This is a genomic window from Bradyrhizobium dasycarpum (assembly GCF_042019905.1).
Lineage (GTDB): Bacteria > Pseudomonadota > Alphaproteobacteria > Rhizobiales > Xanthobacteraceae > Bradyrhizobium > Bradyrhizobium japonicum_B.
Genome location: NZ_CP169574.1, coordinates 403328 through 429662 on the forward strand (window position 1 = coordinate 403328; position 26335 = coordinate 429662).

The following is a 26335-nucleotide window of genomic DNA, read 5'->3' on the forward strand; positions in this document are numbered from 1 at the left end:
GCCAGCTCCGTCAGGTCAGCGCATCGCTCTGCGCGATGATCGCGAAGCGGTCGGCGAGCTCGGCCAGCGCGACCTCGTGAATGGTCCGGGCATCCAGCGTGCCGCCGCGGCCGTCCGGCAGGTCGCGGGTGGCGCAGGCATCGGCGGCGATCGTCGTGCGCAGGCCGAGATCGAGCGCGGCGCGGGCGGTCGAGGAGACGCACATGTGGGTCATGAAGCCGGCCAGCACGATGTTCTTGCGCCCGGTTGCGGCAAGGCGTGCTTGCAGGTCGGTGCCGGCGAACGAGTTCGGCAGCGCCTTCTCGATCACGGGCTCGCTCGCGAGCGGTGTCAGGCGCTCGACGATCGCGCCGCGCGCGGCTTCGCGGTCGAACAGGCCGCCGGCGCGGCCCTTGTGCGCGACATGGAAGATCGCGGTGCCGCTCTCCCGTGCCCGCGCCAGCAGGCGCGCCGCCGCGGCGATTGCGGGTTGCGCATCGGGCAGGGCCAGCGGACCGGCGCAATATTCGTTCTGGATGTCGATCAGCACGAGGCAGGCCTCGTGGAGCTTCGGCGGATCGAGATCGGCGCCGGCGAGTTCGAGCAGGGTCTTCGGAGCGGTCATGCGGGTCAGGCCTTAAGAGGATAGCGGATGGGCGCGACATTAACGCAACGACGGCCTGCCATTGTGCAGGACTATTGCAGCTTATGGCTGCGAATTTGCAGGGCGCGGCGTCGCCTGCTAGGCTCGCCGCGATGAACTGGGACGATTTGCGCATCATTGCTGCGGTGAGGGACGAGGGCACTTATGCCGGCGCCAGCGCGCGGCTGCGCATCGACGAGACCACGGTCGGCCGCCGGCTCGCGCGGATCCAGCGCGATCTCGGCGTGCCGCTGTTCGATGCGGTGGACGGGCTGCGGCGGCCGACGCGCCACTGCGAGGCGGTGCTCGAACATGTCGGGGCGATGGCCGCCCACGCCGCCGCGATCGACCGCATCAAGGAGAGCCAGGTGGGCCCGGTCGGGCGCCTGCGCATCGCCTCGACCAACGCGGTCGCCGAAGAGCTGTTGGCGCCGCGGGCCAGCAGCTTCCTGCGCGATCATCCTGGCCTGACCCTGCAATTCCTCACCTCCAGCGGCAACGTGAAGTTCTCGCGCTGGCAGGCCGACCTCGCCATCCGCCTGCGCAAGCCTGAGAAGGGCGACTTCACCATCTCCAAGCTCGGCGACGTCAGGCTGTACTTCTTCGAGCCCGCCGACCGCTCCAGCGGCGAGCCGATCGCCTGCGTCTATCCGGACGAGCTGGACAGCATTCCGGAGGCGCAGTTCCTGCGCGCGAAGCGGCTGACGAACGTCCGCTGCGTCACCGACAATGTCCGGATCATCCGGACCATGATCCAGTCGCACCAGGCCGTTGGCGTGCTGCCCGAGCACAGCTGCACCGCGCTGCTCGCCGACCGCGGTCTGCGTGCCACGCTGTTGTCGAAACGGCGCGACGTCTGGCTCCTCGTGCAGAACCATCTCAAGCGCGACGCAGCCACCCGCGTGACGATCGACTGGGTCAGGCATTGCTTCAAGGACGTCCCGCAGCTCTGACGCCGGCGGCGTTCAAGGCCTTCGCATTGAACGCGGTCCGCGCTATGCGCGACCAAGATCACGGAGCAGGGATTGCGTGCGCGCCAAGGTTGCGTAATCTCGTGACGAGACTTGACCGGGGCAAGCGCATGACCAGTCTTTCGCAAACCATCCGGCCCTCGCGAGCCCAGTCGCGGGAATGGAAGGCGATTCTCATCCTGATCCTGCTGGTCCCGGTGCTGTGGTCGCCGCTGCTCCTGTTTCGCTTCGTCCTGTACCAGCCGTTCAGCATCCCCTCGGGTTCGATGGCGCCGACGCTGCTGGTCGGCGACTACGTCTTCGCCGCGAAATACGCCTACGGCTTCGGCCGCTATTCCTTCCCGTTCGCGCCGTCCTGGATCTCGGGCCGCGTCCTTGCCGCCGACCCGGAATACGGCGACATCGTCGTGTTCCGGACGGCGAAGGACAATTCGGTCGACTACGTCAAGCGCGTGGTCGGGCTGCCCGGCGACCGCATCCAGATGCGGCAGGGCCGGCTCGTCCTCAACGACCGTCCGGTGACGCGGGTCGCGCTGGAGGCGGAGCCCGCCGGCCCAACCTGCGGCGGCGACGGCGAGGCGAAGGTCAAGCGCTGGCGCGAGACGCTGCCGAACGGCGCGTTCTATGTCACCGTCGATTGCGACGACGGCGGTTTCCTGGACAATACCGCCGTCTTCACGGTGCCGCCGGGCCACCTCTTCGTGCTCGGCGACAACCGCGACAATTCCACCGACAGCCGCATGTCGACATTCGGTTTCGTGCCGATGGACAACCTGATCGGCAAGGTGACGCGGGTCTTCTGGTCCCTCGACGAGGACGGCGAGCCGCGCTTCGAGCGGTTGGGCAAGGTGGAGTGAGGCTTGCTCGCTCTTGGGCGCGAGTCCGGAATCCATAACCACAGGCCGATGGAATGGCCTATTACGTCTACATCCTCGCGAGTAAGAAGCACGGCACGCTCTATATCGGCGTGACCAACGACCTCGTGCGCCGCGTGTACGAGCACAAGACAAAGGCCGTTCCTGGCTTCACCACGAAGTACGGCGTGAACAAGCTCGTTCTGTTCGAAATCTATGACGACCCTGCAACGGCAATTGCCCGCGAGAAAGAACTCAAGAAATGGCGACGGGATTGGAAGACGCGCCTGATCGAGGAACAGAACCCCAATTGGGATGATCTCTATCCGGGGATCGCCAACTGAGGTTCGTGCCGCGCTCCTTCCTCGTGTCATTCCGGGGCGATGCGTAGCATCGAGCCCGGAATCCATAACCACAGGCGGATGGAGGGGCCCGCTATGCTTGTCGCCCGCAAGTGCAAGACGTGACGGCCGGATTAGAAGACTAGGTCAACGAGACTGAAATCCCAACCGAGCTGATCTTCATCCCGGGACAACAACTAAGGTACGTGGCTATGGATTCCGGGCTCGCGCCCAGGAGGGCGCGCCCCGGAATGACGTTCCTCAAAACAAAAACCCCGGCATCGCTGCCGGGGTTTCGCATTTCGTCGCTTGCCTGAACGGCTGGATCAGAAGTCCATGCCGCCCATGCCGCCGCCCGGAGGCATCGCCGGACCGGCGCCGCCCTTCTTGGGCAGCTCGGCGACCATGGCTTCCGTGGTGATCAGCAGGGCTGCAACCGAGGCTGCGTTCTGGATCGCGGTACGGACCACCTTGGTCGGGTCGATGATGCCCTTCTTGACGAGGTCGCCATATTCGCCGGTCTGGGAGTCGAAGCCGTAAGCGTAGGCCTTGTTCTCCAGGATCTTGCCGACGATGACGGAGCCGTCTTCACCGGCGTTGATTGCGATCTGGCGGGCCGGCGAGGAGAGCGCCTTGCGCACGATCTCGACGCCGGTCTTCTGGTCGTCGTTCTTGGTGCGAAGGCCCTTGAGCTGCTCGGAGGCACGGAGCAGGGCGACGCCGCCGCCCGGGACGATGCCTTCTTCCACAGCCGCGCGGGTCGCATGCATCGCGTCATCAACGCGATCCTTGCGCTCCTTGACCTCGACCTCGGTCGCGCCGCCGACGCGGATCACCGCGACGCCGCCGGCGAGCTTGGCCAGACGCTCCTGGAGCTTCTCGCGGTCGTAGTCCGAGGTGGTCTCCTCGATCTGCGCCTTGATCTGGGCCACGCGCGCCTCGATGTCGGCCTTCTTGCCGGCGCCGTTGACGATCGTGGTGTTCTCCTTGTCGATCATCACCTTCTTGGCGCGACCGAGCATGTTGAGCGTGACGTTCTCGAGCTTGATGCCGAGATCTTCCGAGATCGCCTGGCCGCCGGTCAGGATCGCGATGTCCTGCAGCATGGCCTTGCGGCGATCGCCGAAGCCCGGAGCCTTGACGGCCGCGACCTTGAGGCCGCCGCGCAGGCGGTTCACGACCAGGGTCGCGAGCGCCTCGCCTTCGACGTCCTCGGCGACGATGACCAGCGGCTTGCCGGTCTGCACCACGGCCTCGAGCAGCGGCAGCAGCTCGTTCAGCGAGGAGAGCTTCTTCTCGTTGATGAGGATGTAGGCGTCGTCCATCTCAACGCGCATCTTGTCGGCGTTGGTGACGAAGTAGGGCGAGATGTAGCCGCGGTCGAACTGCATGCCCTCGACGACGTCGAGCTCGGTCTCGAGCGACTTGGCTTCCTCGACGGTGATGACACCCTCGTTGCCGACCTTCTTCATGGCGTCGGAGAGGAACTTGCCGATCTCCTGGTCGCCGTTGGCCGAGATGGTGCCGACCTGGGCGATCTCGTCGTTCGAGGTGACCTTCTTGGAGTTCTTCTGGAGGTCCGCAACGACGGCCTCGACCGCGAGGTCGATGCCGCGCTTGAGGTCCATCGGGTTCATGCCGGCGGCGACCGACTTGGCGCCTTCGCGCACGATGGCCTGGGCCAGCACGGTGGCGGTGGTGGTGCCGTCGCCGGCCGCATCAGCGGACTTGGAGGCGACTTCGCGCACCATCTGGGCGCCCATGTTCTCGAACTTGTCCTCGAGCTCGATCTCCTTGGCGACGGTGACGCCGTCCTTGGTGATGCGGGGAGCGCCGAACGACTTGTCGAGCACGACGTTGCGACCCTTCGGGCCGAGCGTGACCTTCACCGCGTTGGCGAGGATGTCGACGCCGCGCAGCATCTTGTCGCGCGCATCGACCGAGAATTTGACTTCTTTGGCTGCCATCTGGATTTTTCCTTGGATGTTTGACTGGAGGGAGGAGAGGGGCTCTTAAGCCGCCTTCTTCTTGGACTCGCTGACTTCGAGAACGCCCATCACGTCGCTCTCCTTCATGATCAGCAGGTCCTGGCCGTCGATCTTGACCTCGGTGCCGGACCACTTGCCGAACAGCACGCGGTCGCCGACCTTCAGGTCGATCGGGATCAGCTTGCCGGCTTCGTCGCGGCCACCGGGACCAACGGCGACGACTTCGCCCTGGGAGGGCTTTTCCTTGGCAGTGTCGGGAATGATGATGCCGCCAGCGGTCTTCTCTTCTGCGTCGATGCGCTTGACCACGACGCGGTCGTGAAGCGGACGGAATTTCATGCAGTCCTCCTAAGCATTTGCTCGGGTTGAGGTTTTGAGATTGTTAGCAGTCGGTGCCCGCGAGTGCTAGCACACGCGGAGCTGAAATAGGACAGGAATTTTGCGGGGGCAAGGGTTTGTAGCAAAAAAATCAGCACTCGGAAGCGCCGATTGCCAGCTTCTCGCGCCATCGTTAACCGAGCCTCGCGCCCGTATTAGCACGGAGTCTTCTCTGCTGCTAACGCGTTGAATTTCAACAGCTTGTTAAACTTTTGGGCTTGAGATGAATTGTCAGTTTGCGTCACATTTCTCTCATGTGAGCGCATCAGTACCGGGTGGCTCGTAAGGCGCACACCGACCAAGCCGCCCCTCAATGCGCTCCTGCAAAGGAGGTTTGGCATGGGACTGCGGAATGGGGCCGTTTCCGAGGATTTCCGGAAACAGATGCTGGGTTACGGGCTGACGACGGCACAGATCCTCTATCGGATGCCGGATCATCCCTCGCTGCTTCAGACCTACGTCTGGCAGAACTACGACATGTTTCCGAAATTCCCAGCGCTGAAGGATTTCCTGGCGTTCTGGCAGGAGAAGCTCGACGGCCCCCTCCATTCGGTCACCGTGGCGCATTCCAAGTTGATCAAGCCGGCCGAGCTGCGCGCCGTGGACGGCGTGTTCCGGCTGCATTGAAACGGAGACGGTGCCCTAAGGCGGGCAAGGCGCACCTGCGCCGTGCCCGCGACCTCTCGCGATCCCTCAACGGTGGGTACGCCTCGCTTTGCGCACGCCACGAGACCCGTTTCCGTGCTATCCTCCCAGAATAACAACAGGGGAGGCACCCAATGGCCACGAAGACCAAATCGCGCGGTGCGGTGCAAGCCGTTGCCCGGAAGCGAAGCAGCGCCAAGGCCGCTGTGCGCGTGCCGGTCAAGCAGCCGGCGGTTCTGGCGCCGAAAAAGCCCGCGCGCCCCCGGCAACGCATCGCCATCAGTCATCACCGCGAGGAAGACTTCAAGGCCGACGGCCTGCGCGCCTACGCAAAATACCGCGACCTCGGCATTGCCGAGGCGACCCACGGTCTCGCGCAGGCGCATGTGATCCGCCTGCAGGGCCCCTGCAATCCCGCCGAGGTCTCCAAGCTGCACTTCCACGACGTCGAATTCCAGATGGTCTACGTGCTCAAGGGCTGGGTGAAGACCTACATGGACGGGCAGGGCGAGACGCTGATGAAGGAAGGCAGCGCCTGGACCCAGCCGCCGAAGATCAAGCACATGATCCTGGATTACTCCGACGACGTCGAGCTGCTGGAGGTGATCCTGCCGGCGGAATTCAAGACGGTGGAGTTGAAGGCTTGATGACGGCAGAGAGCTCTACGCCACCACGCCGACCACCGCGCCCATCAAGCATGTGGTCAGCGTCCCCGACACGATCGACTTCAGCCCGAGCGCGTTGATCTCCTCGCGCCGCTCCGGCGCCATCACCCCCAGGCCGCCGACCATGATGCCGAGGCTGGCGAAATTGGCGAAGCCGCACATCGCGTAGAGCATGATCAGGCGCGAGCGCGGATCGAGCGCGCCGGGCGGCAGCTTCGAGAAGTCCACATAGGCGATCAATTCGTTGAGCACGGTCTTGGTGCCCATCAGGCTGCCGGCGGTGACCGCCTGATCCCACGGCAATCCCATCAGCCAGCACACCGGCGCCATGACGAGGCCGAGCAGACGCTGCAGCGAGATCGCGGTACCGCCGATGTGAGGCAGCAGGCCGAGCATGGCGTTGACGAGATAGACCAGCGCCACCAGCACCAGCAGCATGGCGACGATGTTGAGCAGCAGCTCGAGGCCGGCGGTGGTGCCTTTCACGATCGCGTCCATCGTGCCGGACATTTTCATCTCGGGATCTTCAAGCGTGCCGCCGGTGCGCTTGTCCGAGGTTTCGGGCACCATGATCAGGCTGACGAGGATCGCGGCGGGTGCGCCCAGGACCGAGGCGATGACGAAATGCGCGGCTGCGTCGGGAATGAGGGGCGCCAGCAGCGTCGCATAGAGCACCAGCACCGTGCCGGCGATGCCCGCCATGCCGCCGGTCATCACCAGGAACAATTCGCTGCGCGTCATCTGCTTGAGGTAGGGTCGCACGAACAGCGGGGCCTCGACCATGCCGAGAAAGACGTTGGCGGCGGTCGACAGGCCCACCGCGCCGCCGACGCCGAGCGTCCGCTCCAGCAGCCAGGCCATGCCGCGCACAATCGGCGGCAGCACGCGCCAGTAGAACAGCAGCGTCGTCAGCACGCTCATGACCAGCACGATCGGCAGTGCCTGGAAGGCCAGGATGAAATCTGCACCCGGCACCTTGACATCGAAGGGTACCGAGCCGCCGCCGATATAGCCGAACACGAAGGCGGATCCGGCGCGCGAGGCCGCGGAGATCGCGCCGACCGCGTCATTGATGGCGCCGAACGCATGCGCGACGACCGGCAGCTTCAGCAGCACGACCGCGGTGACGAAGGTCGCGGCGAGGCCGATCGCCGCCTGGCGCAGCGAGACCGCGCGACGATTTTCACTGAGCGCCCAGGCGATCAGCAGCAATGCGAAAATGCCCAGTGCCGATTGCAGCCGCAGCATGATGTTCCCAAACCCTCAATGATTATGGCCGGGCAGGCGCTGCAAAGGCAATGCCGGCAAGCGGCAGAGGGCGTCCTGCTGTTGACAAGCAGGTCCGCCTCAGCCACGCGGGGCGGCGAGATCAGGGCCCAAACCGATTAGGGTGACCCAGGGGACGACGCCAGAGCAGCCAACAGATCGCGATCGCGCTGCTCTGGATGAAGTTATTTCCGACGCTGCGAAAGGTGGAGCGCCTGGAGTAGGGGACGACCGGCGGCGACACCGTTTCCGGATTGCTAACGCCGCCACGGGCTTTTTCCGCTGTCATTGACCGCGGATTAAGCGCGCTTTGCTATCATCCCGGCATGATCCGGATCGGACCGCGCCAGTTCGAAGTGCCGATGTGGCTGTGGGTGGCCGTGCCGCTCGCATGTGCGATATATGCCGCGTACGGCTCTATCATTTATCTGCGCATTGCAAACCTTCCCGACGGATACTTCCTCCTGACCATGAAGCTCGGTGCGGGAGGAGCGCTGGCGGGCTTTATCTTCTCCGATCTTGCGCGCCGGTCGATCCTTCCCTGGTACGATCTGATTGTCCTGGCGGTGGCGAGCTTTGCGGCCTCGTCGCTAGCGATCGACTGGCTGGTGGTTGCCGTGGGGGAAGTGCCCCGCGTCATCGCCGGAGTTGCGATCAGAGCAGCGATGTCGATCGGTGTGGAGTTTAACGGCGCACGGCTGTTGTTCGCGATAAACACGATCGTACTGATCGGCTGTGGCCTCATCCTGGCGCTGCTGCTCACCCTTGCCAGCCGCTACTTGCTTGGGCTTCCGTGGCGGGCTGCGGATACACGTCGCGAATTCCAGGCAAATCTGGTCGGCGCATATGTCTGGCTAACGATCGCGTTCGGTGGCTATCTTGCCATTCGCTTCGCGTATCAGCTGCCGCTCGGTCATCCCGCCAGTGCCGTGCCGCGCTGGCTGCCCGTCGCCGGTGCTTGCCTCAGTGCGATTGCGGCGCTCACCGTGCAGCTATGGCTTGCCCATCGCGTGCGTCGCCAAGAACGTAACCCTCGCCATAGTTTGAAGATTGGGGCGTTGGCAGCGGCCTGTGCCGTCGCGTGGTTCTACAGCCCCGGCATATTCGGCCACACAGGCCTCAAGCTCATGAACAACCAGGTACGCCCCGCTCTGCGTGCACTGCACATCCTGCCCACGCCCGATATCGCCGTTGCCGGATATCGCGTCGACGTTCCTTATCACGAGGTCGGAGTCTTCATGGGTCCTGCAATGCCCGACGGCGCGACGTCGTTTGTCGTGGTCCCGTTGCCTGACGAATACGGGTTAAGCTCGAGCAGCCGCAATCCGCAGGTTCACATCGCGCGGCGCGACATCACGCTGCGGGAGATGACCAGGTTCTTCTGGTTCGATTCCCGAAAGGAGCTCGGCGAAATGCAAGCCACACGGCGCGGCGAGGACGCCGTCGTTCGAGTTCCGCTCGGCGCGATAGCCGCCCTCGCGTTTCGCAGCGACGAGTATCCTCTGGTGGACGTCAAGCTCATTGGATTTGATGCCGCGGTCCCGACGGAAGCGGCGGAGCAGGCGTTGCGTCGGTTTCTACGCGAACGCCTGCAGCGCGTGAGCGGCTAGCCCCGTCCGACGAACGGCATCTTGGTGGCCATCACCGTCATGGTCAGCACGTTGGCATCGAGCGGCAGGCCGGCCATGTAGGCCACGGCGTCGCCGACCGCCTTGGCGTCCATGCGCGGCTCGTGCTTGGTGGTGCCGTCCGGCTGCAGCACGCCGGGACCGTTGACCATGCGATCGGTCATCGGGGTCGCGGCATTGCCGATGTCGACCTGGCCGACCGCGATGTCGTACATGCGGCCGTCGAGATTGCTGGCCTTGGTCAGGCCGGTGATGGCGTGCTTGGTCGAGGTATAGGCGGCCGAGAACGGCCGCGGCGCATGCGCCGAGATCGAGCCGTTGTTGATGATGCGGCCGCCGCGCGGGTTTTGGTCCTTCATGATGCGGAAGGCGTGCTGGGTGCACAGGAACGGCCCGGTGAGGTTGGTGTTCACCACCGCCTGCCACTGCTCGAGGCTGAGGTCCTCGAAGTTCACGGCCGGCGCGCCCATGCCGGCATTGTTGAACAGCACGTCGAGGCGGCCATAGGTCGCCTTCACCTTGTCGAACAGCGCGGCGATGGAATCCGGCTTGGTCATGTCGGCGGTGACGCACAGGCTCTTTCCTGCCGGGCCGAGCTTTGCGGTCTCCTCGAGCATGTCAAGCCGGCGCCCCGCGAGCACGACGGTGAAGCCGGTATTCATCAGCGCCAGGGAGGCCGCGCGCCCGACTCCGGTGCCGGCGCCCGTCACCAATGCGATCTTTTTTGCTTCGCTCATCGTTTCCTGCCTTTGCTCATGTTGTCAGGTTTTCGGCTCTTTTTCGTTCTTGTAGGGCGGCCGCGGAATGTTCTGATGCGCTGCGCGCAGCGCCGCCGACCAGCGCGAGCGCAGGTCGTGGAAATAGGGCTCGCCCGCCTCGATGCGGTGGTTGAGGTCGGCCTCGCAGGCGTCCGAGCGCACCACCAGCACGTCGATGGGAAGGCCGACGCCGAGATTGGAGCGCATCGTCGAGTCCATCGAGATCAGGCCGGTCTTCAGCGCCTCGTAGAGCTCGACGTCGTAGTGCATGGCGCGGTCGAGTACCGGCTTGCCGTATTTGTGCTCGCCGATCTGCAAATAGGGCGTGTCGGTGGTGCACTCGATGAAATTGCCGGCGGTGTAGACCATGAAAAGGCGCATCCGCGAGCCCTTGATCTGGCCGCCGAACAGGAAGGAGACGTCGAAGGACACGTCCTCGGACTTCAAGGCAGGGCCTTCGGTGGCGTGCACCGCCCGGATCGCCCGGCCGATGCGCTGGGCGGCCTGGAACATGGTCGGCGCGTTCATCAGCGTCTCGAGCTCGCCCGTGTTGGGGTCCTCCAGGCCTTCGGTCAGCGTGGACAGCACCGACTGGCTGATGGCGAGGTTGCCCGCGCTGGCGATCGCCATGATGCGCTCGCCGGGCTTGGAGAAGATGTGGAGCTTGCGGAACGTCGAGACGTTGTCGAGGCCGGCATTGGTGCGGGTGTCGGCGATCATCACCAGACCGTCCCGAACCAGAATTCCGCAGCAATAGGTCATTTCCAATCCCCGAACGCGTTTGCGCGGAATTACTAGCCAATTTCAAGGAGGCATGAAACCCCCGATTCCGGCCGTCATTCCGGGGCGCGACGAAGTCGCGAGCCCGAAATCCATGCATCGACGAATTATGCGGCCCGATGGATTCCGGGCTCGCGCTGCGCGCGCCCCGGAATGACGGCGTGAGACGGCAGCCTATTCGCCGGCATCAACAAGAAACGCCTCATCCACCGGCACGCCGAGCGCCGTCACCAGGCGGTTGGTCTCCGCGGCCATGCCGACGATGGCGAGCATCTCGGCATATTCGGCCTCGCTCATGCCCTTGGCGCGCGCAGCGGCGGTGTGCGAATGAATGCAATAGCTGCAGCCATGTGCGATCGAAACCGCCACGTAAAGCATTTCCTTGACCTTGGGATCGAGCGCACCGGGCGCCATCACCTCCTTGATGCTCTCCCAGGTCCGCCGCAACGTCTTCGGATCATGCGCCAGCGCGCGCCAGAAATTGTTGACGAAGTCCGACTTTCGCACCTTGCGGATATCGTCGAAGACGGCGCGCGCTTCAGGGGAGAGCTCATCGTCCGAAAGCAGTTTTACAGTGGCCATGGGTACCTCGCGGAGGGCTGATCCCGCGAGTGTAGCATGGCTGATGCGATCCGACGGCTGCGGTTAGCTCTGCCGCTGGGATTGCGATTGCGACGGCCCACCGCGGCCGGCCTGCTCGACCTTCACGGCCACCGTCAGCGTCTCCTTGCCGCCGCCGTAGCGGGTGCCGCGCACCGGGGCCGCGCCGAGATAGTCGAGCCCGATCGCGACGCGGACATGGGCGTCGGTGGCGCAGATGCTGTTGGCGGGATCGAAGCCGACCCAGCCGAGGTCGGGCACGAAGGCTTCCGCCCAGGCGTGCCCGGCGTCCTGATGCAACAGACCGTCCGCGCGCAGGAAGTGACCGGAGACGAAGCGCGCCGGCACGCCGCCGGCGCGGGCGCAGGCAATGAAGATGTGCGCGTAGTCCTGGCACACCCCGCGCTTGAGCGTGAATGCCTCCGCCGCCGAGGTGCCGCTATGGGTCGGGTCCTCGTCGAACGTCATGTGGTCGGCAATCTCAGTCATCAGCGTATGCAGGAAGCCGAGCGTGTCGCTCTCGGCCTCGCTGCGCAACTGACGCGCCACCGCCGTCATCGCCGGATTGACGGAGGTGAGATCGGTCGAGCGCAGGAACATGCCCGCCGGAAAGCGTTCGTCGGTGCCGCGCAGCACGCCGCCGGTGTCGTGGGTCTCGATCAGCCCTTCGGCGGTGATCTGGATGTCGCCGACCGGCCCGCAGGACAGCACATGGGTGACGTTGCCGAACGCATCCTCATGCGTGTCGAGCTTGGTGTCGGTGGAGACGTCGATCTGCCATTCCGCCACATATTGCCCGTCATGGCTGCCGGGGGTCATGCGCAGGATCTGGATCACGCTCGTGGCCGGCGGCTCGTAGCGATAGGTCGTGGTGTGCAGGATCTCGCAGGCGCATGGTGGTTTGATTCCGTCATTCCGGGGCGGTCCGCAGGACCGAGCCCGGATCTCGAGGTTCCAGGTCTGGTCCTTCGGACCATCCCGGAACGACAGCGTGGGTCAGATCAAATACTGCTTCGTGATGATTTCGCCCAGCCTGGAATTATCCGTGATGAATTCCTGAATGAATTCATGCACGCCGTGCTGGAAAATGTCGTTCATGTTGCTGTGCTCCAGCCGGTTGCGGATGCCGCGGGCGTGGCGCTGGGCCGCGCCCTGGCGGCCATAGGCGACGCCGATCTGGTCGAGGTTGCGCACGAGATTGCCGTAGCAGCTGGCCAGCGAGCGCGGCAGCGTGTCGTTGAGGATGAGCAGGTCCGCGATCAGCCAGGGTTTCAGCGTCTCGCGATAGACCCAGTGATAGGCGGTCAGCGCCGACACCGAGCGCAGGATCGAGCTCCACTGGTAGAAGTCGAGCGGGCCGCCGACATGCTCCTCCTCGGGCAGCAGCACGTGATACTTCACGTCGAGAATGCGCGCGGTGTTGTCGGCGCGCTCCAGGTGCACGCCCATCCGCGAGAACCAATAGGCGTCGTTGCGCAGCATGGTCCGGTAGGCAGATCCGTCGAAGCGCAGCGAGGTCTCCTGCACGAAGCGCAGGAACTTCGCGAGGTCCTCCCGCGTCGAGGCGCCCTTGCTCCACACCGCCTGAAGCTCGATCCAGGCCGAGTTGATGGTGTCCCACATCTCGCTGGTCAGCGCCGTGCGCACCGAACGCGAGTTCAGCCGCGCCGCCTCGATGCAGTTCCTGATCGAGGACGGATTGTCCGCGGAGAACGAGAGGTATTCGACGACGTTGTGCTCGTTGGCTTCCTCATAGGTCTGGTAGAAGCTGGCGGCGACGCCGGCGGTGAGCAGCGCCGAGTCCCATTCGTTGGTCTTGCCGATATAGGCGGCGGGAAGCGCGGTGACGCGCAGCGTTGCGTCGATGGTGCGCGCGAGATATTCGGCCCGTTCGACGTAGCGGGCGAGCCAATAGAGGTTTTCGGCGGTACGCGACAGCATCTGTCTACTCGTCCAGGATCCAGGTGTCTTTGGTGCCGCCGCCCTGGCTCGAATTCACCACCAGGGAACCTTCCTTCAGCGCGACACGTGTCAGGCCGCCCGGCACGATGGTCGTGCTCTTGCTGCCCGTGAGCACGAAGGGCCGAAGATCGACATGGCGCGGTGCGAGGCCGGATGCGGTGCAGGTCGGGCAGGTCGAAAGCGCCAGCGTCGGCTGCGCGATGAAACCCTCCGGCTCGCGCTTGAGCTTGTCGCGGAACGCTTCGATCGTCGCTTTCGTCGCAGCGGGGCCGATCAGCATGCCGTAACCGCCGGAGCCATGGACTTCCTTGACGACGAGCTCGCTCAGATTGTCCAGCACGTAGGCGAGATCCTTCGGCTCACGGCAGCGCCAGGTCGGTACGTTCTTCAGGATCGGCTCCTCGCCGAGATAGAATTTCACGATGTCCGGCATGTAGGAGTAGATCGCCTTGTCGTCGGCGATCCCGGTGCCGACGGCATTGGCGAGGGTGATGTTGCCGGCCGCATAGGCCGACATCAGCCCGGGCACGCCGAGCACGGAATCGGGACGGAAGGTGAGGGGATCGAGGAAGTCGTCGTCGACGCGGCGGTAGATCACATCGACCCGCTTCAGCCCTTCTGTCGTCCGCATGAACACTTCGTTGTTCTTGACGATGAGATCGCGGCCCTCGACCAGCTCGATGCCGAGCTTGTCGGCCAGGAACGAGTGCTCGTAATAGGCCGAGTTGTAGACGCCGGGGGTGAGCAGGGCCACCGTCGGCTCGCTGGATGCACTTAGCGGCGCGACCGAGCGCAAGGCAGAGAGCAGCTCGTCCGGATAGCGCTCGACCGGCGCCACTCTGTGGCGGGCGAACAGATCCGGAAACAGCCGCATCATGATCTCGCGGTTTTCCAGCATGTAGGACACACCCGAGGGCGTGCGGGCGTTGTCTTCCAGCACGATGAAGTCCTCGGCATCGACCCGGACGATGTCGATGCCGGCGATGTGCACGTAGACGTCGTGCGGCACATGCTGGCCGTTCATCTCGGGCCGGAACACCGGATTCTGGAAGATCAGATCGTCAGGCACGATCTCGGCGCGGAGGATGTCGCGGCTGTGATAGATGTCGCGCAGGAACATGTTGAGCGCGCGCACGCGCTGCTTCAGGCCCTTCTCCAACAGGGTCCATTCCTTGCCGGACATGATTCGCGGGATGACGTCGAAGGGGATCAGGCGTTCGGTGGACTCGGCCTCGCCGTAGACCGCGAAGGTGATGCCGATCCGGCGGAACAGGAGCTCGGCCTCCTGGCGGCGATATTCGAGCGCCTCGGGGGCGTCTCCTTGAGCCAGCGCGCCAGCTCCTGATAGGCGGGGCGAAGATCCCCGCCGGGAATGTTCATTTCATCAAACGCGACTGCCATAGATCCCGACTTGTCTCCGCAAGGCGTTGCGCCATTGGACAGGCCGCAAGGCCTTGTTGAAGACCGCAACGTCCTGTGGCCATGCGGCAAGAGTGCATGACTTTCATGTGGTAGCAAGGGCCGGGCCAGCGCGATAAGCATGGCTTGGCAGCATTTGCCGGGGGTGGCCGGCGGCCTGCCCGAAAAAATGGCGGAGGACTGCTTATTTCGGCAGCAAAACCGCGTGACTTCAACGCGTTACCCCGGCAAAGTCGGTGCTACAGGTGAGGGACTTGAGTTATGAGCGAGATCGTCACGGCGGGCATTCTGGTCATTGGCGACGAGATCCTGTCCGGCCGAACCAAGGACAAGAATATCGGCTTCATCGCCGAATACCTGACCAATATCGGCATCGACCTGAAGGAAGTCCGGGTCGTCTCCGACGACGAGGCCGACATCATTGCGGCCCTGGATGCACTGCGGCATCGCTACACCTATGTCTTCACCACCGGGGGCATCGGGCCGACCCATGACGACATCACTGCCGATGCCGTCGCCAAGGCGTTCGGCGTCGGCATCGACCACCACCCGGAGGTCGTCGCCCGTTTTCGCGAGCGCTGGAGCGAGCAGGACCTCAACGAGGCCCGCCTGCGCATGGCCCGCATCCCCGACGGTGCCGAGCTGATCCAGAGCGCGACCATCCTGGCCCCCGGATTCAAGATCGGCAATGTCATCGTCATGGCGGGCGTGCCTTCGATCATGCAGGCGATGATGGACATCGTCGCGCCCAAGTTGAAATCGGGCGTGCGCATGCTCTCCGACACGGTGCGGGCCAACGCGCGCGAGGGCGACATCGGCGGCCCGCTGCGGGCGATCGCCGCCGCCCATCCCGACACCATCATCGGCAGCTATCCCTTCATGGACGAGGACTCGAAGCCGAACACCAACCTGGTGGTGCGCTCGCGCGATCCGGAGAAGCTGGCGGCAGCGATGGCTGCGGTGAAGGAGATGCTGGCAGGATTGAACGTCAGCCGTTAAAGCCCCGGCTTGCTGGACGGTTTACGACGCAGGAGACGACAATGGCTGGTGAAGCACCGGAACTGAGCGCACAGGAGCGGGCGGGCAAGGCCTTTCCGGTCTCGTGGGACCAATTCCACCGGGATTGCCGGGCGCTGACCTGGCGGCTCAACGAGGTCGGTCCGTTCCACGCGGTGATCGCGATCACGCGCGGCGGCCTCGTGCCGGCCGCGATCGTGGCCCGCGAGCTCGGCGTGCGTGTGATCGATACGGTCTGTATCGCCAGCTACGATCACGACAAGCAGGGCGAGCTCCAGGTCCTCAAGGGCATTTCGGAGCAGGCCATGAAGCTTGGCGGCGGCACCGGCAAGGGGCTGTTGATCGTCGACGACCTCGTCGACACCGGCAAGACCGGCCGGCTGGTGCGCGAGATGCTGCCGGACGCGCATTTCGCCACCGTCTACGCCAAGCCGAAGGGCCGCCCGCTGGTCGACACCTTCATCACCGAGGTCTCGCAGGACACCTGGATCTTCTTCCCCTGGGACACCGCGCTGTCCTACCACCCGCCGCTGCGCGACGGGGCGGCGTGAGGTATGGAGTCATTCCGGGGCGGTCGCAGGACCGAACTATGGTGCGCAATTGCGCCTGAGAATCTCGAGATTCCGGGTTCGATGGTCGCATCGCCCCGGAATGACGGCAGCAGAATAGTCGCCCCATGCCCCTGCAAAACCGCGTCACGCCCACCGGCGACATCATCGCCACCCCGCATCGCGGCATGTTCACCGGCAATCGCGGCATCATCCACGATCCCGCGACGAAGTCTCTGCTGAAGAAGCGCTGGTCGTCACCGGCGTGGATCACCTGCCTGTGCGAATTCCGCGGCTGGCGGCGGCCGGTGATGGCGCGGCGGAGCTGGACCGAGCTGTTCTTTCTCGACGAAGCCACCGCGCTTGCCGCGGGGCACCGCCCCTGCTTCTTCTGCCGCCGCGACGATGCCAACCGCTTCCGCACAGCTTGGGAGCGGGGCAATGGCGCAAGCAAGGTGAGCGCAAAGGCGATGGACGCGCAGCTGCATCGGGAGCGTCTCGATCGCGGCCGCAAGCGGTTGCACCCGCTGCAAGTGGCGCTCGCAGACTTGCCGGATGGCGCGATGGTGCAGCTGGGCGAGGAGAGCTTTCTGATGAAGAAAGGCCGGGCGCGGCTATGGTCCCCCGCCGGCTATGCCCGCACCGAGCGCGAGCCGGAAGGCCCGATGTTGCTGACGCCTCCGTCCGCATTGCGGGCGCTGAGCGCCGGATATCGGCCGGCGCTGCATCCGACGGCTCTGGACTAGCGGAGCCGTTTGCAGGTCGCCGCCATCATCCCAACTTCTCGCGTGCCAGCGCCGCGCCCGCGCCGAGCGCCATCAGCTTGGCTTCGGCGATCTCGCGCCGCATCGGGGCCATGCCGCAATTGGTGGTGGCGATGATGTTGCTTTTGGGCACGAACTTTGACACGGCGTCGATCACCTGGACGACGTCCTCGGCGGTCTCCACCGCGTCGCTGGCGACGTCGATCACGCCGGCCTGCACGATCTTGTTCTTCAGGAGCCCGAGCAGGTCGAGCGGCACCTTCGAATTGCGGCATTCGACCGCGACCTGCTGGATCGGGCTCGCGTCGATCGCCGGGAAGATCTGCTCGTATTGCCGCCATTGGCTGCCCAGCGTCTCCTTCCAGTCGGTGTTGGCCTTGATGCCGTAGCCGTAGCAGATGTGGACGGCGGTGGTGCAGGTCAGCCCCTGCGCGGCGCGCTCCAGCGCCTTGATGCCCCAATCGTTGACCTCGTCCATGTAGACGTTGAAGGCAGGCTCGTCGAACTGCACGAGATCGACGCCGTCGGCCTGCAAGGCCTTGGCTTCCTCGTTCAAGAGCTCGGCGAAGGCAAACGCCATCTTGACGCGGTCGCCGTAATAGCGATCGGCGATGGTGTCGATGATGGTCATCGGGCCGGGCAGCGTGAATTTCAGCTTCTTCCTGGTGTGCGTGCGGGCCACGCGCGCCTCGAAGGCATGGACGCGATCTTTCAGCCGGAGCGGCGCGACCACCTGCGGCACCATCGCCTTGTAGCGGTCTTTGCGGATGCCCATCTCGACCTTGTGGGCGAAGTCGATGCCTTCGATCTTCTCGAGGAAACCGTGGACGAAGTGCTGCCGGGCCTGCTCGCCCTCGGTGACGACGTCGATGCCGGCGTCCTCCTGGATTTTCAGCCAGATCAGCGTCGCGTCGCGCTTGGCGCGGAGAAGTTCGTCGCCTTGCGATTTCCAGGGCGCCCAGAGCATGTTGGGCTCGGCGAGCCATTCCGGCTTCGGCAAGGAGCCGGCGATCGTGGTTGGAAACAGCATGGCGGCCCTCCCGGCAGGTTGTGTTGCGCCCCTTCCTGCCATGTCCTAACGTCGAGGTACAGAACAACGAAAGTCGCTCTCTCGTCCGGCAGCGACAAGGGAAATTGTCAAGGAAACGCCAGGGAACAGGTCATGATCGACCTCTATTACGCGCCGACGCCCAACGGCTGGAAAATCTCGATCATGCTGGAGGAGCTCGGGCTGCCCTACACGGTCAAGCCCGTCGACATCCGCGCCGGCGAGCAGTTTGCGCCTAAGTTTCTGGCAATCTCGCCGAACAACCGTATTCCCGCGATCGTCGATCACGAGCCCGCCGATGGCGGCAGTCCATTCTCGGCGTTCGAGACCGGCGCGATTTTGATCTATCTCGCGGAGAAGACGGGCCGCTTCCTTCCCGCCGACCTGCGCGGCCGCTCCACCACGATCCAATGGGTGATGTGGCAGATGGCGGGGCTCGGTCCGATGCTCGGCCAGCACGGTCATTTCGCGCTGTATGCGGCCGAGAAAATTCCTTACGCGATCGCGCGCTATCGCGACGAGGCGGCCCGGCTCTATGGCGTGCTCGACCGCCAGTTGGAGAAGACGGGTTCCTATGTCGCCGGCGACTATTCGATCGCCGACATCGCCTGCTTTCCCTGGACCATGACCCACAAGGCGCAGGGCTTTACGCTCGACGACTATCCCAGCGTCAAGCGCTGGTACGCCGAGGTGCGGGCACGGCCGCAGGTGCAGGCGGGGCTTGCGATCGGAAAATTCGTGAAGGAGCCCTTCGACGAGGAATCACGCAAGATCATGTTCGGGCAAAGGGCTAAGGAAGTGTTGGGAAGGAAGTGACGGCCATCGCTCTTTCCCCGTCATTGCGAGCGAAGCGAAGCAATCCAGAATCTTTCCGCAGTGGCAACCTGGATTGCTTCGTCGCTTCGCTCCTCGCGATGACGGGGAGGGAGCGGGACAACCAAGACACAAGGAACCCCCATGATCGAGTTCTTCTTCGACTGTTCCAGCCCCTGGACCTATCTCGCTTTCCACAACATCCAGCCGCTGGCCAAGGAGCTGGGCGCGGAGATCGTCTGGAGGCCGATCCTGGTCGGCGGCATCTTCAACACCGTCAATCCGAGCGTCTATGCGCAGCGCGAGAAGCCCGTGCCGCTGAAGGCGCGCTACATGCAGAAGGATCTTCAGGACTGGGCGCGCTCGGCGGGCCTTGCGATCAAGATGCCGCCGACGGTGTTTCCCGTGAACAGCGTCAAGGCGATGCGCGGCTGCATCTGGTTGGGCAAGGACATGGTGCCGTTCGCAACCGCCGTGTTCGAAGCCTATTGGGGCGGTGACAAGGACGTTTCGCAGGACGCCGTGCTGGCCCAGATCTGCAGGCAGGTCGGCATCGACGAGCAGAAATTCTTCGCAGGGATCTCGGAGCAGGGCATCAAGGACCAGCTCAAGGCGAATACCGAAGAGGTGGTCGCGCGCGGCGGCTTCGGCTCGCCGACGATCTTCGTGAACAAGACCGACATGTATTTCGGCAACGACCGCCTGCCGCTGATCCGCGAAGCGCTTCTGCGCAGCAAGGCGAGCGCGGCCTGATGGTGCGGGCCGTCGTCTGCCGCACGCTCGGCGAGCCCGAAGCATTGCGGCTCGAGGAACATCCATCGCGCGTCCTGAAGCCCGGCGAGGTGCGCGTCGCGATCCGGGCCGCCGGGCTGAATTTTCCCGATGTGCTGATGGCGGCCGGCCAATATCAGCTCAAGCCGGAGCTGCCGTTCACGCCCGGCATGGAAGCCGCCGGCGACGTCACCGAGATCGGCCCGGAGGCGACAGGTGTTGCCGTCGGCGACAAGGTCATCGTCAAGATGCGCCACGGTGCGTTTGCGGATGAAGCCGTCGTCACGCCGTCTCAGCTCACCCCTAAGCCGTCGACATTCGACTACGCGGAAGCTGCAACTTATCTTGCCGGCCATGGCACGGCCTATCATGCGCTGATCGATCGCGGCCGGGTCGAGCCGGGCGAGGTGCTGCTGGTGCACGGCGCCGGCGGCGGCACGGGACTGGCCGCGGTCGAGATCGGCAAGATGCTCGGCGCGATCGTGATCGCGACCGCCTCCAGCGACGAAAAGCTCGCCGTCGCCAAGGCGCGCGGCGCCGACCATCTCGTCCGCTACGACCGCGAGCCGTTTCGCGATGCCGTCAAGCGCATCACCGACGGTCGCGGCGCCGACGTCGTGTTCGATCCCGTCGGCGGCCAGGTCTTTGAAGATTCGCTGCGCTGCATCGCCTGGGGCGCGCGGCTCCTGGTGATCGGCTTCACCGGCGGCATCGGCTCGGCCAGGACCAATCTCCTGCTGATCAAGGGCGCCAGCGTGCTCGGCGTGCGTGCCGGCGAAGCCGTGCGGAAAAATCCCGCGCTGGGAGAGGTGCGCCTGAAGGCGCTGCTGCAATGGGCGGAGCAGGGCAAGCTGCGCCCCAGCGTCTCGCACCGCCTGCCGCTGGCGGACTATGCGAAGGCGATGCGGCTGTTGATCGACCGCAAGGCGATCGGTCGCGTCGCGCTGATGATGGAGTGATCCTCACCGCCGTCATTCCGGGGCGCCCGAAGGGCGAACCCGGATCTCGAGATCCCGGGTTCGATGCTTCGCATCGCCCCGGGATGACGCTACGCGTCACTTGTACTCCCGCTCCGTCCACCACGGGAAGTAATCCGGCATGTCCGTCGACACCTTGTTCTTGAACTGCGCCGGCCGCTTCTCCAGGAACGACACCACGCCTTCCTTGACGTCGTCCGAGCGGCCGCGGGCGTAGATGCCGCGGCTGTCGACCTTGTGCGCCTCCATGGGATCGTCGGCGCCCATCATGCGCCACATCATCTGGCGGATCAGCGCCACCGAGACCGGCGCGGTCTTCGCCGCAAATTCCTTGGCGAGCGCGCGGGCGGTCGGCAGGAGATCGTCGGGGGCGACGACCTTGCTGACGAGACGGCCGGCGAGGGCCTCCTGGGCCGGGAAGACGCGGCCGGAATAGCACCATTCCAGCGCCTGCGAGATACCGACGATGCGCGGCAGGAACCAGCTCGAGGCGGCCTCCGGCACGATGCCGCGCTGGGAGAACACGAAACCGAACCGCGCGGCGTCCGAGGCAATGCGGATGTCCATCGCGAGCTGCATGGTGACGCCGATGCCGACCGCCGGGCCGTTCACCGCGGCGATCACGGGCTTCAGGCACTTGAAGATGCGCAAGGTCACCTGGCCGCCGCCGTCGCGCACCTGCGGATCGCTGTAATCGACCTTGCCGTCGGCAAGGCGCCTCACCGGCCCGCGCCGCGCGTCGCGGTCGAACGTGTCGGCGCCGGAGGAGAGATCGGCGCCCGCGCAGAAGCCGCGGCCGGCGCCGGTGACGATGATGGCGCGGATATTGTCGTCCTTGTCGGCGGCGTCGAACGCGTCGATCAGCTCGGCCTGCATCTGCGCGTTGAAGGCGTTGAGCTTGTCGGGCCGGTTCAGCGTGATGGTGAGGATCTGCTCGGCGACCTCGTACTTGATCGTCTCATACGCCATGATGGTTTCCTTCCTTGTTTCTTGCTGCGCAGACGGCAGAGGCTGGTTGTCTTTACCCTCCCCTGGAGGGGAGGGTCGATCGCGCGCAGCGCGAGCGGGGTGGGGTGATCTCTCCTCGGGCAGTGTCGGATGTGGAGAGACCGTCACCCCACCCCGTCTCACATTTCGCTGCGCTCAATGTGAGCTGACCCCCCTCCTCCAGGGGAGGGTAAGCAAGAGGCTCCCGCAGGTTGTCTGTCCCAAGTCATCGGGGCTTGCGCCAAGTGGGCGCAACCCGGAATGACAGAGGGTGCTTACTTCGCCGGCGGCTTCGGCCAGGGCCGCTGCGCGCCGCGCAGGGCCTCGAACGCCTTGGCCATGCCGAGCACGCCGATATCGTCGAAGCGGCGGCCGACGATCTGCACGCCGATGGGAAAGCCCTTGGCGTCGAAGCCGCCGTTGACGGAGACCGCAGGGTTCTCCGACATATTCCACGGCACGGTATAGGCGATGTGCTCGAACGGCTTCATCGGATCGTTGGTGGGGGAAGCCCATTCCGCCGGATAGTTCACGTTCGGTGCGGTCGGCGAGATCACATAGTCGAGCTCGCAGAACAGTCTGGCTGCGGCGGCCCGGATCGCCATGGTCTGGTTGAAACCGCGGATCACGTCGACGCCCGAGAGCCTGGCGCCGGACTCGCCCCACTTGAAAATGTAGGGCAGCACCTTGGCCTGCTCAGCCGGCGTCAGTTTCGACAGATCGTCCCACATCCTGGCGCGCCAGAAATTGTCGAGGCCGTCGAGCATCTCGCGCGTCAGGATGCCGTCGACCTCGGTGACGACGCTGCCCGCGGACTCGAACGCCTTCGCCGCCTTCACCGCGACCTCGCGCACCGGCTTCTCCGGCGCCAGGCCGCAGCCGGCATCGAGCATCAAGCCGATCCGCAGTTTTCGCGGGGACTTCTCCAGGCCTTTCCAGTTGAGCGGCTCGGCGGGCAGGCTCATGCCGTCGCGCCGGTCGGGCTTGGCGATCACGCTCATCATCAGCGCGCAATCATCGACCGTACGGGTCATGGGCCCGGCGACGCGGCCGACATAGGTGGGATCGATCGGCACGCGGCCAAAGCTCGGCTTCAGGCCGACGAGGCCGCACCAGCCGGCCGGCAGGCGGACCGAGCCGCCGATATCGGTGCCGAGATGCAAGGGGCCGTAGCCGGCCGCAGCGGCAGCCCCTGCGCCCGCGCTGGAGCCGCCCGGATTCCTGGTGAGGTCCCAGGGATTGCGCGCCAGCGCGTGGAAGCTGGAGAGCCCGGAGGACAGCATGCCGTAATCGGGCATGGTGGTCTTGGCGAAGATGATCGCGCCGGCCTCGCGCAGCCGCGCGGCGGGCGGGGCGTCCTTCTCGGCCGGCACCAGCTTGACGCTGGCCGCGCCCAGCGGCAAAGGCACGCCCTTGGTCGCGATGTTGTCCTTCACCGTGACGGGCACGCCGTCGAGCGCACCGGACGGCTCGCCGCCGGCCCAGCGCGCGGACGAAGCCTTGGCGGCCTCGCGCGCGCCGTCGGGATCGAATGCATAGAGCGCCTTCAGATGCGGTTCCCATGCCGCGACATGCGCGAGCAAGTCCTCCAGCACCTCGCTCGGCGAGAATTGCTTGGCGCGATAGCCCGCGATCAGATCGACCGCGGACAGATCGTGCAGCGAGGTGACCGCCTCGTCGGCACGCTTCTTATGCATTGGCACCCACTGGCATGCGCGTCTCGATGATGCGCGCGAACATGCTGGCGCCGATCGGCAGGATCTTGTCGTCGAGCACGAAGCCGGGATTGTGCACCGGCACCGAGCCGTCATGGCCGACCCAGAAATAGGCTCCGGGAATGGTCTCCAGCATGTCGGCGAAATCCTCGCTGCCCATCTTGGGCTGGGCGCGGGTGATCACGTTGGCGGGATCGACGATGGTGCGCGCGACCTCCTCGACCACCTTGGACTGCTCGACCTGGTTGATCAGCACGCCAAACGTGTCGCGGATGTCGACGTCGATCACGCATTGGTAGGCGCTGGCGACGCCGGCGCAGATCGTGCGGATGCGTTCGCTGACGAGGGCGCGGACTTCCTTCGAGAAGGTGCGGATGGTGCCGCAAAGATGCGCGTCGCCGGGAATGACGTTGTAGGCGGAGCCCGCATGGATCTGGGTGATCGACACCACGGCGGCCTGCAGCGGATCGACGTTGCGGCTGACGATGGTCTGGATCGCCTGCGCCAGCGTGGTCGCGATGATCACCGCGTCCTTCGAGCGCTCGGGCATCGCGCCATGCGCGCCGTAGCCGGTGATGCGCAGGTCGAAAAAGTCGGCGCTGGCCATCGCCGGGCCCGGCAGGATCGCGATCTCGCCGTGGTTGAGGTCGGGCGCGTTGTGCAGGCCGTAGAGCTCGTCGCACGGAAATTTCTCGAACAGGCCGTCCTTGATCATGGCGCGGGCGCCGCCGAGGCCTTCCTCGGCCGGCTGGAAGATCAGGTGTACGGTACCGTCGAAATTCCTGGTCTCGGCGAGGTAGCGCGCGGTGCCGAGCAGCATGGTGGTGTGGCCGTCATGGCCGCAGCCGTGGAAGCGGCCGGGGATTTTCGAGCTCCATTTCAGATTGGTGTTCTCTTCCATCGGCAGCGCGTCCATGTCGGCGCGCAGGCCGATGCGCTTGCTGCCCGAGCCCTTGCCCTTGATGACGCCGATCACGCCGGTGCCGCCGAGGCCGCGGTGCACCTCGATGCCCCAGCTCTTGAGCTTGTCGGCGACGATGCCGGAGGTCCGCACTTCCTCGAAGCCGATCTCGGGATGGGCGTGGAGGTCGCGCCGGATGGCGGTGAGTTCGTCGGCATAGCCGTCGATGCGGTCGATCGTGGGCATGTGCTTTGTCCAGTCAGCGTGAGGGAGGAATGAAAGCGGGGCCGTTCGGCTTGATGCGGATACCCGGGCGCAGCCGCGTCCAGGGCAGGGAGGCGGTGTCGGCCGGCATCGCGCCGGGCGCGGCGCAGATCATCAGCTTCTCCGCGATCGGCTCGAAATCGGCGCGGAAGTGCACCGAGCTCTTGTTGACGAGGATCTTCTCTTGCGTCGGCTCGATGCCGACATAGCGGTACATCGCCTGGTCGGCGAGCTGGGCCTTGTACGAGCTCACCACGACACGGACGTCGCCGATGCGCAAGGCTGCAGAGGGGCCCATCTCCATCTCGCGGCCGCCGTAATAGGGACCCGGTGCGATGAAGCGGCCGTCGGAGAGCTTTTCGACCACGAAGGTCTCGGTGTAGGGCTCGTCGCCGGGAATGCCGGACTTGCCGCCGAGCGACAGCGTCACGGTGGCGCCGACGCCGGCCGCATGCGCGGCCTTGGCCGAGACCGGATCGTAGATCGCGCCGGTCGCGGCGCTCGCTTTGTTACGCACCAGCGCGCGCAGCATGCCCGTGGTGTCGGAATCGCCGCCGGCGCCGGGATTGTCCTGGGTGTCGGCGATGATGATCGGCTTGCTCGCGCTCTTGGCAAGTTCCATGGCGTGGCGCACGCCGTCGTCGGGCGTCCAGATCTTGCCGTCGAAATCGTCCTCATGGCTTTCGACCAGCCGCATGACCGCGTCCGCGGCGCGATCGGCCTCCGCTTGCGTCGTGCCATAGGCGAACACGCTCGGCCCGCAATCGCGGAAGTCGGCGGCGGGAAAGCCCGGCGCGAAAGACAGCGTCGGGACCGCATCGCTCTCCAGGGCGGCGAGCTTTTCGTAGATGCCCTTGGTGGGCTGGTCGTTGGTGCATTGCCAGCTGATCGGAATCAGAAACGGCAATTGCCGGAACGCCTTTGCGAAGCGTTGCTTCGTCTTCAGCAGCAGAGCGAGATGTCGCGCCGAGGCGCGGCCGGTCTCGGCCATGTCGACGTGGGGATAGGTGCGGTAGGCGATCAGCGCGTCGGCATGCTCGATCATCTCGGGGGTGACGTTGGCGTGGAGGTCGAGGCTGGCGACCAGCGGAACGTCTCTGCCGATGACGCGGCGGACCCGCGCCAGGATCTCGCCTTCGCCGTCGTCGAGGTGCTCGGTCACCATCGCGCCGTGCAGGTCGAGATAGACCGCGTCGATCGGGCCCGCGGCTGCGATGCCGTCGACCATCACCTTCACGATGCGCTCGAAGGCGTCCTCGGTGACGTGCGCGGAGGGGCTCGCCGCGGCGGCAATCGTCGGTACGAGTTCCCAGCCGTTGGTCTCGGCGCTGTCGACGAAACCGGCGAGGCCGACATTGATGCGCCGCATCACCTTCAGCACGTCGGCCCCCTCGGTCATCGCCGGCCAGCCGCCGCCATGCTGGAAGTCGGCGAAGGTCGCCTTGGTGGGAGCGAAAGTGTTGGTCTCGTGCAGGAAGCCGCCAACGGCGATACGTGTCATCAATTCAAGTCCAGCGTTTTGAAAGTGCGCGACGTTAGCCCCGGCGCGAAGGAGAGAGCAAGGCGGGAAGCACTCGCGCCGTGCATAGGGTCAAGCTGTTTTGGGAATGCTGCGGATGCGGTGAGAGCGCGCTGACTCGATCCACCGTCATT

The 26335-nt window shown here is 65.1% G+C and carries 26 protein-coding genes and 1 pseudogene; 12 read left to right on the forward strand and 15 right to left on the reverse strand.

Annotation, left to right across the window (positions count from 1 at the left end):
- Positions 1-10: 10 nt before the first annotated feature.
- The gene (locus ACETMP_RS01950; RefSeq protein WP_028137290.1) at positions 11-604 is read right to left on the reverse strand and encodes a cysteine hydrolase family protein; all 594 of its coding nucleotides are present in this window, start codon (positions 602-604) and stop codon (positions 11-13) included.
- A 131-nt stretch (positions 605-735) separates the two neighbouring features.
- Here ACETMP_RS01950 and ACETMP_RS01955 point away from each other — a divergent pair, with 131 nt between their 5' ends.
- From ACETMP_RS01955 to ACETMP_RS01965, 3 genes are all read left to right on the forward strand, one after another.
- Positions 736-1575 carry a LysR family transcriptional regulator gene (locus tag ACETMP_RS01955; protein WP_375161817.1) on the forward strand — a complete coding sequence of 280 codons (840 nt, stop codon included), beginning with the start codon at positions 736-738 and terminating at the stop codon, positions 1573-1575.
- Positions 1576-1703: 128 nt separating this feature from the next.
- Entirely contained in the window at positions 1704-2450 is a 747-nt protein-coding gene (lepB, locus tag ACETMP_RS01960) for a signal peptidase I (protein WP_375159706.1), read from the forward strand.
- Between the two features lie 53 nt (positions 2451-2503).
- A complete protein-coding gene (locus ACETMP_RS01965; RefSeq protein WP_375159707.1) occupies positions 2504-2791 on the forward strand; it encodes a GIY-YIG nuclease family protein in 288 nt (95 codons plus the stop codon).
- Between the two features lie 323 nt (positions 2792-3114).
- Here ACETMP_RS01965 and groL read toward each other — a convergent pair whose 3' ends face one another.
- Positions 3115-4755: a chaperonin GroEL gene (gene groL, locus ACETMP_RS01970; protein WP_375159708.1), complete on the reverse strand. Its 1641-nt coding sequence runs from the start codon at positions 4753-4755 to the stop codon at positions 3115-3117.
- A 45-nt stretch (positions 4756-4800) separates the two neighbouring features.
- Positions 4801-5115, reverse strand: coding sequence for a co-chaperone GroES (locus ACETMP_RS01975; protein ID WP_025037205.1), 315 nt, complete (start codon positions 5113-5115; stop codon positions 4801-4803).
- A 378-nt stretch (positions 5116-5493) separates the two neighbouring features.
- On the opposite strand from ACETMP_RS01975, the gene ACETMP_RS01980 reads away from it, so the two are divergent.
- Positions 5494-5781 (forward strand): usg protein, encoded by a 288-nt coding sequence (locus ACETMP_RS01980; RefSeq protein WP_049820194.1) that lies wholly within the window; start codon positions 5494-5496, stop codon positions 5779-5781.
- 152 nt (positions 5782-5933) lie between these two features.
- The gene (locus ACETMP_RS01985) at positions 5934-6446 is read left to right on the forward strand and encodes a cupin domain-containing protein (protein ID WP_375159709.1); all 513 of its coding nucleotides are present in this window, start codon (positions 5934-5936) and stop codon (positions 6444-6446) included.
- Positions 6447-6461: 15 nt separating this feature from the next.
- On the opposite strand, the gene ACETMP_RS01990 is transcribed toward ACETMP_RS01985, so the two are convergent.
- Positions 6462-7712 (reverse strand): NupC/NupG family nucleoside CNT transporter, encoded by a 1251-nt coding sequence (locus ACETMP_RS01990; protein ID WP_375159710.1) that lies wholly within the window; start codon positions 7710-7712, stop codon positions 6462-6464.
- A gap of 344 nt (positions 7713-8056) precedes the next feature.
- Here ACETMP_RS01990 and ACETMP_RS01995 point away from each other — a divergent pair, with 344 nt between their 5' ends.
- Positions 8057-9340 carry a hypothetical protein gene (locus tag ACETMP_RS01995; protein WP_375159711.1) on the forward strand — a complete coding sequence of 428 codons (1284 nt, stop codon included), beginning with the start codon at positions 8057-8059 and terminating at the stop codon, positions 9338-9340.
- Here ACETMP_RS01995 and ACETMP_RS02000 read toward each other — a convergent pair.
- The 6 genes and pseudogenes from ACETMP_RS02000 to ACETMP_RS02025 form a co-directional block, all read right to left on the reverse strand.
- Positions 9337-10095 (reverse strand): SDR family oxidoreductase, encoded by a 759-nt coding sequence (locus tag ACETMP_RS02000; RefSeq protein WP_283086070.1) that lies wholly within the window; start codon positions 10093-10095, stop codon positions 9337-9339. The genes ACETMP_RS01995 and ACETMP_RS02000 overlap by 4 nt on opposite strands.
- A 24-nt stretch (positions 10096-10119) precedes the next feature.
- On the reverse strand, positions 10120-10878 hold the full coding sequence (locus ACETMP_RS02005) for a proteasome-type protease (protein WP_126257829.1): 759 nt from the start codon (positions 10876-10878) through the stop codon (positions 10120-10122).
- A gap of 192 nt (positions 10879-11070) precedes the next feature.
- Positions 11071-11478: a carboxymuconolactone decarboxylase family protein gene (locus ACETMP_RS02010; RefSeq protein ID WP_028137281.1), complete on the reverse strand. Its 408-nt coding sequence runs from the start codon at positions 11476-11478 to the stop codon at positions 11071-11073.
- A gap of 63 nt (positions 11479-11541) precedes the next feature.
- Positions 11542-12378, reverse strand: a complete 837-nt coding sequence (locus ACETMP_RS02015) for a transglutaminase domain-containing protein (RefSeq protein WP_375161818.1) — start codon at positions 12376-12378, stop codon at positions 11542-11544.
- 114 nt (positions 12379-12492) lie between these two features.
- Positions 12493-13437, reverse strand: coding sequence for an alpha-E domain-containing protein (locus ACETMP_RS02020; protein ID WP_375159712.1), 945 nt, complete (start codon positions 13435-13437; stop codon positions 12493-12495).
- Positions 13438-13441: 4 nt separating this feature from the next.
- Positions 13442-14859 (reverse strand): annotated as a pseudogene (locus ACETMP_RS02025) (circularly permuted type 2 ATP-grasp protein).
- 279 nt (positions 14860-15138) lie between these two features.
- On the opposite strand from ACETMP_RS02025, the gene ACETMP_RS02030 reads away from it, so the two are divergent.
- The 3 genes from ACETMP_RS02030 to ACETMP_RS02040 all read left to right on the forward strand — a co-directional run bounded on the left by ACETMP_RS02030 (position 15139) and on the right by ACETMP_RS02040 (position 17188).
- The gene (locus tag ACETMP_RS02030; RefSeq protein WP_257175330.1) at positions 15139-15876 is read left to right on the forward strand and encodes a molybdopterin-binding protein; all 738 of its coding nucleotides are present in this window, start codon (positions 15139-15141) and stop codon (positions 15874-15876) included.
- 41 nt (positions 15877-15917) lie between these two features.
- Positions 15918-16445, forward strand: coding sequence for a xanthine phosphoribosyltransferase (gene gpt, locus ACETMP_RS02035; protein WP_375159713.1), 528 nt, complete (start codon positions 15918-15920; stop codon positions 16443-16445).
- Between the two features lie 125 nt (positions 16446-16570).
- The gene (locus ACETMP_RS02040; protein WP_375159714.1) at positions 16571-17188 is read left to right on the forward strand and encodes a hypothetical protein; all 618 of its coding nucleotides are present in this window, start codon (positions 16571-16573) and stop codon (positions 17186-17188) included.
- A 25-nt stretch (positions 17189-17213) separates the two neighbouring features.
- Here the strand turns inward: ACETMP_RS02040 and ACETMP_RS02045 are convergent, their stop codons facing one another.
- Positions 17214-18236: a methionine synthase gene (locus ACETMP_RS02045; protein WP_375159715.1), complete on the reverse strand. Its 1023-nt coding sequence runs from the start codon at positions 18234-18236 to the stop codon at positions 17214-17216.
- Positions 18237-18368: 132 nt separating this feature from the next.
- On the opposite strand from ACETMP_RS02045, the gene ACETMP_RS02050 reads away from it, so the two are divergent.
- The 3 genes from ACETMP_RS02050 to ACETMP_RS02060 all read left to right on the forward strand — a co-directional run bounded on the left by ACETMP_RS02050 (position 18369) and on the right by ACETMP_RS02060 (position 20797).
- Positions 18369-19070, forward strand: coding sequence for a glutathione S-transferase N-terminal domain-containing protein (locus ACETMP_RS02050; protein WP_375159716.1), 702 nt, complete (start codon positions 18369-18371; stop codon positions 19068-19070).
- 141 nt (positions 19071-19211) lie between these two features.
- A complete protein-coding gene (locus ACETMP_RS02055; protein ID WP_375159717.1) occupies positions 19212-19820 on the forward strand; it encodes a 2-hydroxychromene-2-carboxylate isomerase in 609 nt (202 codons plus the stop codon).
- Complete coding sequence (locus tag ACETMP_RS02060) at positions 19820-20797, forward strand: NADPH:quinone oxidoreductase family protein (protein ID WP_375159718.1); 978 nt, start codon at positions 19820-19822, stop codon at positions 20795-20797. The genes ACETMP_RS02055 and ACETMP_RS02060 overlap by 1 nt, the downstream gene beginning before the upstream one ends.
- 96 nt (positions 20798-20893) lie before the next feature.
- On the opposite strand, the gene ACETMP_RS02065 is transcribed toward ACETMP_RS02060, so the two are convergent.
- The 4 genes from ACETMP_RS02065 to ACETMP_RS02080 all read right to left on the reverse strand — a co-directional run bounded on the left by ACETMP_RS02065 (position 20894) and on the right by ACETMP_RS02080 (position 26183).
- Positions 20894-21784, reverse strand: coding sequence for a crotonase/enoyl-CoA hydratase family protein (locus tag ACETMP_RS02065; protein ID WP_375159719.1), 891 nt, complete (start codon positions 21782-21784; stop codon positions 20894-20896).
- A gap of 293 nt (positions 21785-22077) precedes the next feature.
- On the reverse strand, positions 22078-23499 hold the full coding sequence (locus tag ACETMP_RS02070) for an amidase (RefSeq protein ID WP_375159720.1): 1422 nt from the start codon (positions 23497-23499) through the stop codon (positions 22078-22080).
- Complete coding sequence (locus ACETMP_RS02075; protein ID WP_028137269.1) at positions 23492-24664, reverse strand: M20 aminoacylase family protein; 1173 nt, start codon at positions 24662-24664, stop codon at positions 23492-23494. Before ACETMP_RS02075 ends, ACETMP_RS02070 begins: the two co-directional genes overlap by 8 nt.
- Positions 24665-24677: 13 nt before the next feature.
- Positions 24678-26183, reverse strand: a complete 1506-nt coding sequence (locus ACETMP_RS02080; protein WP_375159721.1) for a M81 family metallopeptidase — start codon at positions 26181-26183, stop codon at positions 24678-24680.
- Positions 26184-26335 lie beyond the last annotated feature (152 nt).

Excerpts from the sequence above, each read along its gene's own strand:
- groL (WP_375159708.1), bottom strand. The coding sequence starts at position 4,755 with ATGGCAGCCAAAGAAGTCAAATTCTCGGTCGATGCGCGCGACAAGATG.
- ACETMP_RS02005 (WP_126257829.1), bottom strand. The coding sequence starts at position 10,878 with ATGACCTATTGCTGCGGAATTCTGGTTCGGGACGGTCTGGTGATGATC.
- ACETMP_RS02030 (WP_257175330.1), top strand. The coding sequence starts at position 15,139 with ATGAGCGAGATCGTCACGGCGGGCATTCTGGTCATTGGCGACGAGATC.
- ACETMP_RS02060 (WP_375159718.1), top strand. The coding sequence starts at position 19,820 with ATGGTGCGGGCCGTCGTCTGCCGCACGCTCGGCGAGCCCGAAGCATTG.
- ACETMP_RS02040 (WP_375159714.1), top strand. The coding sequence starts at position 16,571 with ATGCCCCTGCAAAACCGCGTCACGCCCACCGGCGACATCATCGCCACC.
- ACETMP_RS02050 (WP_375159716.1), top strand. The coding sequence starts at position 18,369 with ATGATCGACCTCTATTACGCGCCGACGCCCAACGGCTGGAAAATCTCG.
- lepB (WP_375159706.1), top strand. The coding sequence starts at position 1,704 with ATGACCAGTCTTTCGCAAACCATCCGGCCCTCGCGAGCCCAGTCGCGG.
- ACETMP_RS02045 (WP_375159715.1), bottom strand. The coding sequence starts at position 18,236 with ATGCTGTTTCCAACCACGATCGCCGGCTCCTTGCCGAAGCCGGAATGG.
- gpt (WP_375159713.1), top strand. The coding sequence starts at position 15,918 with ATGGCTGGTGAAGCACCGGAACTGAGCGCACAGGAGCGGGCGGGCAAG.
- ACETMP_RS02075 (WP_028137269.1), bottom strand. The coding sequence starts at position 24,664 with ATGCCCACGATCGACCGCATCGACGGCTATGCCGACGAACTCACCGCC.
- ACETMP_RS02055 (WP_375159717.1), top strand. The coding sequence starts at position 19,212 with ATGATCGAGTTCTTCTTCGACTGTTCCAGCCCCTGGACCTATCTCGCT.
- ACETMP_RS01980 (WP_049820194.1), top strand. The coding sequence starts at position 5,494 with ATGGGACTGCGGAATGGGGCCGTTTCCGAGGATTTCCGGAAACAGATG.
- ACETMP_RS02070 (WP_375159720.1), bottom strand. The coding sequence starts at position 23,499 with ATGCATAAGAAGCGTGCCGACGAGGCGGTCACCTCGCTGCACGATCTG.
- ACETMP_RS01955 (WP_375161817.1), top strand. The coding sequence starts at position 736 with ATGAACTGGGACGATTTGCGCATCATTGCTGCGGTGAGGGACGAGGGC.
- ACETMP_RS01985 (WP_375159709.1), top strand. The coding sequence starts at position 5,934 with ATGGCCACGAAGACCAAATCGCGCGGTGCGGTGCAAGCCGTTGCCCGG.
- ACETMP_RS01990 (WP_375159710.1), bottom strand. The coding sequence starts at position 7,712 with ATGCTGCGGCTGCAATCGGCACTGGGCATTTTCGCATTGCTGCTGATC.
- ACETMP_RS01975 (WP_025037205.1), bottom strand. The coding sequence starts at position 5,115 with ATGAAATTCCGTCCGCTTCACGACCGCGTCGTGGTCAAGCGCATCGAC.
- ACETMP_RS02065 (WP_375159719.1), bottom strand. The coding sequence starts at position 21,784 with ATGGCGTATGAGACGATCAAGTACGAGGTCGCCGAGCAGATCCTCACC.
- ACETMP_RS02080 (WP_375159721.1), bottom strand. The coding sequence starts at position 26,183 with ATGACACGTATCGCCGTTGGCGGCTTCCTGCACGAGACCAACACTTTC.
- ACETMP_RS01995 (WP_375159711.1), top strand. The coding sequence starts at position 8,057 with ATGATCCGGATCGGACCGCGCCAGTTCGAAGTGCCGATGTGGCTGTGG.
- ACETMP_RS02000 (WP_283086070.1), bottom strand. The coding sequence starts at position 10,095 with ATGAGCGAAGCAAAAAAGATCGCATTGGTGACGGGCGCCGGCACCGGA.
- ACETMP_RS01950 (WP_028137290.1), bottom strand. The coding sequence starts at position 604 with ATGACCGCTCCGAAGACCCTGCTCGAACTCGCCGGCGCCGATCTCGAT.
- ACETMP_RS01965 (WP_375159707.1), top strand. The coding sequence starts at position 2,504 with ATGGCCTATTACGTCTACATCCTCGCGAGTAAGAAGCACGGCACGCTC.
- ACETMP_RS02020 (WP_375159712.1), bottom strand. The coding sequence starts at position 13,437 with ATGCTGTCGCGTACCGCCGAAAACCTCTATTGGCTCGCCCGCTACGTC.
- ACETMP_RS02010 (WP_028137281.1), bottom strand. The coding sequence starts at position 11,478 with ATGGCCACTGTAAAACTGCTTTCGGACGATGAGCTCTCCCCTGAAGCG.